The following is a 7,725-nucleotide window of genomic DNA, read 5'->3' on the forward strand; positions in this document are numbered from 1 at the left end:
GCGGGACGTGGCGGATGGAATGCTGTGGCGGCTGCCGCCCTATGAAGCGCCGCCGGCCATCGACATCTTCCTGCTGGTCAATCCGGACAAGGTGATGAACCGCGCCGAGAAGGCGCTGCTGTCAGGGCTGCAGACGCTGATTGCCGACACGCCCCTCGAGGACCGCATCTACATAGGCTGACGGGCGGAGACAGGCTTATTCGATCAGGAAGGCCGAAGAGCGGTCGCGCATCGGCTCGTCCAGAGCGACCGAGGCGCGCGCGGCAAGGTCGAAGCGCACGCTTGTCGTCCGGCTCGATGCGCGGACAATGCCGTCGAGCGAGCCCAACATCACCTGTTCGAAGGTGATGGAGGTGCGGCCGATCTTCACGACATGCGAGCGGATGGTGATGAGCGCACCGGCTTTCGTTTCATGCCGATAGTCGATTTCGGTGCGCACGTCGGCCCATCCGATCTGCGACGCCTGGTTGTCGTCCTGTCCGGCGATATGGCCGAGAAGCTGGAAGCTGGCATCATCGAACATCGCCGCGTAGTGACGCACATTCACGTGCCCCATCACGTCGCACATCCAGGGATGGGCGACGCCGACAAAGGTGACGAGAGATTTGCTCATGGGGATTTGCTCCGTGGCCTTCGACGATCGCGCAGACGCAATATCGAAACGCGCGACGACAGGCAAACGATCTGCTGTCCCTGGCATCTTCGAACCGAGAATGGCCTTCGGACTTCGTATTCGTTAGCCGCACCCTTGGCCACCTCCATCAAACGGACTATCTCAGGGGTGGCGGCGTTTCCGCCACGGGGGTCGGCATGCTCAGAGTGCAAAAGGTCAAGGTCGACGAGATCTACGTGCCGACGGCGCGCAAGAAGACGCTGCATCCCGAGACCGTCCGCCATCTCGCCGAGGACATTCTGGAAAACGGCATGAAGACGCCGATCCAGGTCCGCCATGACGGCAAGCGCCACATCCTCGTCGAGGGCCTGCACCGGCTGGAAGCGGCAAAGTGGCTCGGCGAGACCGAGATCGAGGCCTATCTGGTGCAAGCCAAGCGCCACTGAGGCTTTGGCCCATCGATCACTTTGTCATCCTCGGGTCTCCGCGACGGAGCTGCGTTCCTGCTCCGCCCGTGGATGACGAAGGTGAGTGACGCCTCGGGTCAATCGAAACGGTGTCGCAAAATTTTCGCTGGCCGATGTCGGCTTGCGGTTCATCGGCTCGTCCTTGGGACGGAAGCCAGATCAAACGCAGGACGCCATCATGACCACCAAGCTCGACATCGCCCCCACCAACGACCGCGAACTGGTTCTCGCCCGCATCATCGATGCGCCGCGCGAGAACGTCTATCGCTGCTGGACCGATCCGAAACTGATCACGCGCTGGTTCTCTCCAAAACCGTGGACGACGCCGCGCGCGGAGATGGATGTGCGCGCCGGTGGCTCGAGCCTTGTCGTCATGGCCAGCCCGGACGGCAACGAGTTCCCCAACCCAGGTGTCTTCCTCGAAGTCGTTGCCGGCAGGAAGATCGTCCTCACCGACGCCTACACTGAGGCTTGGCAGCCTTCGGAAAAGCCGTTCATGACCGTCGCGCTGACCTTCGAGGACGAGGGCAACGGCAAGACCCGCTACATCGCTCGGGTCAGGCACTGGAGCGTCGCCGACCGCGAACAGCATGAGAAGATGGGGTTCCACGAGGGCTGGGGACAGTGCGCCGACCAGCTCGAAGAACTCGCCAAAACGCTTTGATCCGCATAACGCCTTGATATCGACAGGAGAGGAGATCGATATGTTCAAAACCCTGTTTTTCGCCATTTTTGCTTCGGCCGCAGCACTGCTTGCCTGCCCGGGCATCACCAATGCAGAGGAGACAAAACCTGCCATGACGACTGAAACGAATGCACTGCCGAAGCCGGAAAAGTCCGGCCTTCTGACGATCAACGGCCTGAACTACTACTATGCGATCTATGGCAAGGGCGAGCCGCTGCTTCTGCTGCATGGTGGTCTTGGCACCACGGATATGTTCGCGCCGATCCTGCCGAAACTTGCCGAAAACCGCACCGTCATCGGCGTCGACCTGCAGGGTCACGGCCGCACCGCGCTGGGTGACCGACCATTCACCGTGGAGGCGATGGGCGACGACATGGCCGCCATCGTCAAGGCGCTCGGTTACAGCCAGGTCGATGTCATGGGCTATTCGCTGGGCGGCGGCGTCGCCTTCCGCATGGCCGTCCAGCATCCCGAAGCGGTGCGCCGCCTCGTCCTGGTATCGACCGGCTACGCCACGGACGGCTTCTATGACGAGATGCGTCCGCAGCAGGCACAGGTGAGCGCAGCCGCGGCTGAGTTCATGAAGGACACGCCGATGTACAAATCCTACGTCGCGGTGGCGCCGCATCCGGAGGAGTTCCCGAAGCTCCTCGATGCGCTGGGCGGCTTCATGCGTCAGAACCGCGATTACTCGGCCGATGTCGCCAAGCTGAAGATGCCTGTCATGCTGGTCTATGGCGACAGCGATATGTATAAGCCCGAACACGAGATCAAGTTCTATCAGATGCTCGGCGGCGGACTGAAGGACGCCGGCTGGATGCGCGAGAACTTGTCGCAGAACCGCCTGGCGATCCTGCCCAACCGCACCCACTACGATGTCTTCTTCGCCCCGGAGCTGACGGCCGCCGCGCTGCCGTTCCTAAACGGCCAGACCAAGGTCAAGACCTGGGACGAGGTCGTCGGCGAAATGGAGTGAACGCCAAAACTGCCGGCTGTTGGCGGGCAGCCGGCATTCCGTGGCTCCATGACGGCTTTCGGCGTCATGGCTTCATCCCAACTCGCATCAGCACAAGCGATGACATTGCATCAAAGCTTTTCAATTGACCCAATCGGCCCCGCCGATACGTTGCGCGCCTATTCTCTCCCACCAGTGGATCCAGACAATGGCAAGATATGAGGGCGGATGCCTGTGCAAGGCGGTGCGCTACCGCGCGGACGCGGCTCCCATCAACGAACGCGTCTGCCACTGCCGGCTTTGCCAGAAGGCGATCGGCGCCGCCTTCAACGCACGCGTGCTGTTTCGCATCGAGGACGTGACGATCGATGGGCCGCTGGCGACTATAGGCTCTTCACCGGATCTCAAGCGCGGCTTTTGCCCGAGCTGCGGCACAACGCTGTTCTCCCGACGTGATTCCGCAGGCATTATCGGCATCACCACCGGTTCGCTCGACGATCCCACGGTTTTCAAGCCGCAAATGCATATTTTCACGGCCTCGAAGCAGCCTTGGCTGGTGCTTGATGACGGCCTGCCGAAATACGAAGGCGCCCCTCCGCCAGGCTAATTTTTCCCTTCTCCCCTTGTTGTGGAAGAAGGTGGATCGACGCGCAGCGCCAGGGGAAGGGAAGAGCGCAAGCATGGCCAAAATTTAATCCAAATCGACACGAGATAGCCGGCAAAGCGTCATTGGCGAGCCATCTTTGTCGTCCTATTTAAGGGTCGCGGGTACGGCATTCGAGGAGACGACGGATGAACGACAGCATCAGCACCCTGGACGAGCTTTTGAGCGATCCGATGGTCCTGCTTGTGATGGAGCGCGATCGTGTGCGTCCCGAACAGGTGCGCATGCTGCTCGAACGGGCTCGCCGGCCTTCGACCGATGAGCCCGAAGTGCCGCCGGCGCATGTGATCGCCAGGACATGCCAGAAACTCTGGCTCTGCCCGTAGTCGCTTTGCGATTTTCCCTGTGTGCCTCAAGCCGGCCCCAAGGTGGGCCGGTTTCGAACGGCGTGCACCTCGGCGTGCCAGCTTACAAATCCGTAAATTGATTATCCGGCCCATGACGATAAGGCTTGCCCGGGATTGACCTTGGGTCGGTCCACCCAACTCCGATCTCTCATGCATGGAATTCGATTTTGGCCGATATCTGCACCCAAGGCCTCGACACGGGCTTCGTCGGCCTGGGGTTCGCCAAGGTGGCGTTCCTCGGCGTGGTGCAAGGCATCACGGAACTGCTGCCAATTTCCTCGACTGCCCATATGCGCATCGTGCCGGCCGTGCTCGGCTGGCAGGATCCTGGCTCCGCCTTCTCCGCCGCCATGCAGCTTGCGGCCCTTGCCGCGGTGGTCAGCTATTTCTGGAGCGACGTCAGGGATATCCTGTTTGGATCGCTCGACGCTCTGGCGCGACGCGATTTCGCCGACCGGCATTTCAAGCTGGCGCTCTGGATCGTGCTGGCGACGATCCCCATCGTCATCGCCGGCGTTGCGCTGTCGGGCCTGCTCAACGCCTGCAATTCGCCGCTGCGTAGCCTGACGGTGATCGGCTGGGCCTGCATCGCCATGGCTATCCTGCTGGCGCTGGCCGAGATCTTCGCCCGTCACCGGCGCAGCATGGGCGATGCGTCACTGACCGATGCGCTGCTCGTCGGTATCGCCCAGATCGGCGCGCTTGTCCCCGGCGTCTCGCGCTCGGGCTCGACCCTGACAGCGGCACTGGGGCTCGGTTTCAAGCGGGCCGAAGCGGCGCGCTTCTCGTTCCTGCTCGGGCTGCCTGCCATCGCGCTCGCCGGCCTCAAGGAACTCTGGGAACTGCACAAGGTCCATCTCGACGCCCATGGCTGGTCGGTGCTTGCTGTCGGGCTGGTCGTCGCGTCGATCTCCGCCTTCTTCGCCATATGGGGGCTGATGCGCGTGCTGGAGCGTTTCTCGGCTTGGCCGTTCGTCATCTATCGCGGCCTGCTCGGCATCGTCTTGTTGTCGAGCGTCGCCATGGGATGGCTCGTCTGAGGCAGTTCCACAGTATCGCTTGAAACGGGCTATATCCGTACCGGACCTCGAACTTCGATTCCGGTACGCACATGGATTTTTTGACCCTCCTGCAATCGGTGCCACTGTTGCTGGCGATGGCCAAGGGGGCGCTGCCGTCGGTGGCGGCGCTTGGCGCGTCGTTCGGCCAGTGGGTTGTCTCGCTGCCGCCATGCCGGGACTTCACCTTCGAGGCGACCAGCTATCTCGTTTGCGAGGTCGATCCGAAACGATATCAGCTCGAGCTGTTCTGGAAGGATGCGGCGGGCAAGCCGTTTCAGTCGCTGCACAATCTGCATGCCGCGCAACAGGCGATCGGGCGCACGATGCTGTTCGGCATCAATGCCGGCATGTATCACCCGAACCTCGCGCCGGTCGGTCTCTATGTCGAGCGCGGCCAGGAGATGGCGTCGGTGAAAACGGGTTCGGGAAGCGGCAACTTTTCCCTGCAGCCGAACGGCATTTTCTACATACGCGACGGCAGGGCCGCGGTCCGCGCCACCAGGGACTTCGTGAAGAGGCGCCCGACCGTCGACTATGCGACGCAATCGGGGCCGATGCTGGTGATCGACGGCAAGCTGCATCCGAAATTCCAGGCCGACGGCACTTCGCGGAAAACCCGCGACGGTGTCGGGGTGCGAAAGGATGGCGTCGCGGTCTTTGCGATTTCGAATGGCACGGTGACCTTCCATGCCTTCGCCCGGCTTTTCCGCGACGCGCTCGGTTGCGATAACGCGCTGTTCCTCGACGGCACGATATCCAGCCTGTTTGCGCCTGCCATCGGCCGCAAAGACGACTACTGGAATCTCGGGCCGATGATCGGCGTCTTCAGGAAATCCTGAGCCAGTTTCCACCGCGCTTACCCGCATGCGGTATGGCGAAAAAAACTTGATTCAAACTTTATTGGTAATTTCTCATTCATAACTGATCCGGTTTGTCCGTCGGCTGTCGTTTCGCCCTCGGTCTGTTGTGTTTTGAGTACAGGTCCAGATGCGGATTCCGGGCGTCGTCAGTTTTTTGATAGCATCGCTATGCCTTGCCGGCTGCTCGTCAACGGCCGGCGTCGATGCGCTGGATTTGCAGAAACCCTCCAACGAGACCACCAGTTCCGTGATCCGGCCGCCGGCACCGATCGCCGCTGCTTCGGCGGCAAGGGGCAACAGGGCGGCAAGGGCCGGACTGGCTCCCATGTCTGACAACGGTCCGGGGGAAAAAACGCGCCCGTTCGGCTTGGCGGAGGAGGAAGAGACGGGGGTGTTTGCCGCACCTGATGCGCCTGATCCCCAAGTGCCTGATGTCGGCGGGCTGCCGGTCGAGCCGGCAGCCTTGGTGTCGCCGCCCAAGCTGTTGACGCGCGCGGCACCGGCCATGCTTGCCGGGCCGCTCACCCGTTACGGTTTTCGCGACGCCAAGCCGATCAATTTCGGCAAGGGTTCGCCTCGCCGCCTTGCAGTGCACGGCGTCGACGTCTCGCGTTGGCAAGGCAACGTCAACTGGGACAAGCTGCGGGCGCAGGGCGCCAACTTCGCCTACATCAAGGCGACCGACGGTGGCGACCACCTCGATCCGATGTTCATGAAAAACTGGCGCAACGCCGACGCCGCCGGCTTGAAGCGCGGCGCCTACCATTTCTTCTACTGGTGCCGCACGGCGGGCGAGCAGGCGGACTGGTTCATCCGCAACGTGCCCAGGGTCGAAGGCGCGCTGCCGCCGGTGATCGACGTCGAGTGGAACGGCGAGTCCAGCTGCAAGCGGCGGCCGTCGCGCGAAAAGGTGCTGGAAAAGATGCAGGTGTTCATGGACAAGCTGGAGCGCTATTACGGCCAGCGGCCCATCATCTACACCGCGCCCGATTTCTACCGCGACAATCTCAGGGGCGAATTCCTCGACTATCCGTTTTGGCTGCGTGCGGTCGCCCAGCATCCGTCAAAGGTCTATCCCGGCCGCAAATGGCTGTTCTGGCAGTATTCCGGCTCCGGCCTGTCGCACGGCGTCACTGGCCGCATAGACCTCAATGTCTTCCATGGCGACGAACGGCAATGGCGCGCCTGGGCCGGCGGCCGGCAGACGGTAGCCGACGCCAACTGAGACAAGCTATCAGGCTTGGCGTCGTTCGCTTTCTCGGGTGTCCGCCGATCCTCGACCTCTTCGCCGCTCCCTTCAGGACCCGCTCACGCGGCCTGCTTGACCAGCGTGCGCTGTCGGACCATTTCAAGCGCGATATCGGACTGCTCGATGGACACGCTTCCGCTGGCAGCATTCGCTGAGGAAAGTGTCTGGCTCTTTGACCAACAAGGACGCATGGGAGGAAAAGATGGGTGTGTCATCGGAGGCTCTGGCACAGAGCCGTCAAACGATCAGCGCTTACGAGGATTATGCGGAACAATATGATGCCATCGTGCGCCATGTTCCCAACGAGAGGGAGCAGGCATCGCTCAAGCGCCTGGTGGCAATCGCCGGCACAGGTGGCCGGATTTTGGAAGTCGGGTCCGGAGCCGGATACGATGCGGATTTTCTGGAAAATTTGGGCGTCAAGGTTCGGCGCACCGACGCCACCAAGCGGTTTCTCGAGCTGCAGGCCGCGCGTGGTAAGCATGGCGAGTTGCTCGATCTCATCACCGATGATCTCGGCGGCCCCTACGACGCGGTCCTTGCCCTATGCGTCCTGATCCACGTGCCTCGCGACCAGACCGACCAGGTGCTTGCCAAGATAGCCGGGTCGCTGCGCCCGGGCGGCGCCTTCCTCGTCTCGATGCGCAATGGCGATGGCGAGACATCAGGCGAATATCACATGGTCTACTGGCGCAGGGACGACTTCGCCGCCCGTCTCGAAGGCGCCGGGCTGGTCCTCATCAGGGACGATTTCAACGTCGGCCGCAATAGCGAAGAATGGAACACGTTCCTGGCCGTGAAGCCTGCATAACGCGGCGTGGGCT

Annotated in this window: 10 protein-coding genes and 1 pseudogene; 10 read left to right on the top strand and 1 reads right to left on the bottom strand. The window is 62.1% G+C overall.

The genetic code is table 11. The features are described from left to right. Positions 1-181: pseudogene (locus tag EN925_RS14585) on the top strand (LysR family transcriptional regulator); the annotation flags it as partial. A gap of 15 nt (positions 182-196) precedes the next feature. On the opposite strand, the gene EN925_RS14590 reads toward EN925_RS14585, so the two are convergent. After that, a complete protein-coding gene (locus tag EN925_RS14590; protein ID WP_024504355.1) occupies positions 197-613 on the bottom strand; it encodes an acyl-CoA thioesterase in 417 nt (138 codons plus the stop codon). A 197-nt stretch (positions 614-810) separates the two neighbouring features. Here EN925_RS14590 and EN925_RS14595 point away from each other — a divergent pair, with 197 nt between their 5' ends. The 9 genes from EN925_RS14595 (at position 811) to EN925_RS14640 (ending at position 7,712) form a co-directional block, all read left to right on the top strand. Continuing rightward, positions 811-1,059: a ParB N-terminal domain-containing protein gene (locus tag EN925_RS14595; protein ID WP_013532091.1), complete on the top strand. Its 249-nt coding sequence runs from the start codon at positions 811-813 to the stop codon at positions 1,057-1,059. 199 nt (positions 1,060-1,258) lie between these two features. Next, the gene (locus EN925_RS14600) at positions 1,259-1,744 is read left to right on the top strand and encodes an SRPBCC family protein (protein WP_024504356.1); all 486 of its coding nucleotides are present in this window, start codon (positions 1,259-1,261) and stop codon (positions 1,742-1,744) included. Positions 1,745-1,784: 40 nt separating this feature from the next. Beyond that, on the top strand, positions 1,785-2,741 hold the full coding sequence (locus EN925_RS14605; protein ID WP_127384924.1) for an alpha/beta hydrolase: 957 nt from the start codon (positions 1,785-1,787) through the stop codon (positions 2,739-2,741). 187 nt (positions 2,742-2,928) lie between these two features. Beyond that, positions 2,929-3,327 carry a GFA family protein gene (locus tag EN925_RS14610; protein ID WP_013532088.1) on the top strand — a complete coding sequence of 133 codons (399 nt, stop codon included), beginning with the start codon at positions 2,929-2,931 and terminating at the stop codon, positions 3,325-3,327. A gap of 185 nt (positions 3,328-3,512) precedes the next feature. Next, positions 3,513-3,710 (top strand): hypothetical protein, encoded by a 198-nt coding sequence (locus EN925_RS14615; protein WP_013532087.1) that lies wholly within the window; start codon positions 3,513-3,515, stop codon positions 3,708-3,710. 188 nt (positions 3,711-3,898) lie between these two features. After that, complete coding sequence (locus EN925_RS14620; RefSeq protein ID WP_013532086.1) at positions 3,899-4,771, top strand: undecaprenyl-diphosphate phosphatase; 873 nt, start codon at positions 3,899-3,901, stop codon at positions 4,769-4,771. A 71-nt stretch (positions 4,772-4,842) separates the two neighbouring features. Continuing rightward, entirely contained in the window at positions 4,843-5,631 is a 789-nt protein-coding gene (locus EN925_RS14625; RefSeq protein WP_013532085.1) for a phosphodiester glycosidase family protein, read from the top strand. A 148-nt stretch (positions 5,632-5,779) separates the two neighbouring features. Further along, the gene (locus tag EN925_RS14630; RefSeq protein ID WP_013532084.1) at positions 5,780-6,877 is read left to right on the top strand and encodes a GH25 family lysozyme; all 1,098 of its coding nucleotides are present in this window, start codon (positions 5,780-5,782) and stop codon (positions 6,875-6,877) included. A gap of 226 nt (positions 6,878-7,103) precedes the next feature. Further along, complete coding sequence (locus tag EN925_RS14640) at positions 7,104-7,712, top strand: class I SAM-dependent methyltransferase (RefSeq protein ID WP_013532083.1); 609 nt, start codon at positions 7,104-7,106, stop codon at positions 7,710-7,712. The last annotated feature ends 13 nt before the right edge of the window (positions 7,713-7,725 follow it).

Origin of the sequence: Mesorhizobium sp. M7A.F.Ca.US.006.04.2.1 (assembly GCF_004022915.1) — a bacterium.
Taxonomy (GTDB): Bacteria; Pseudomonadota; Alphaproteobacteria; order Rhizobiales; family Rhizobiaceae; genus Mesorhizobium; species Mesorhizobium ciceri.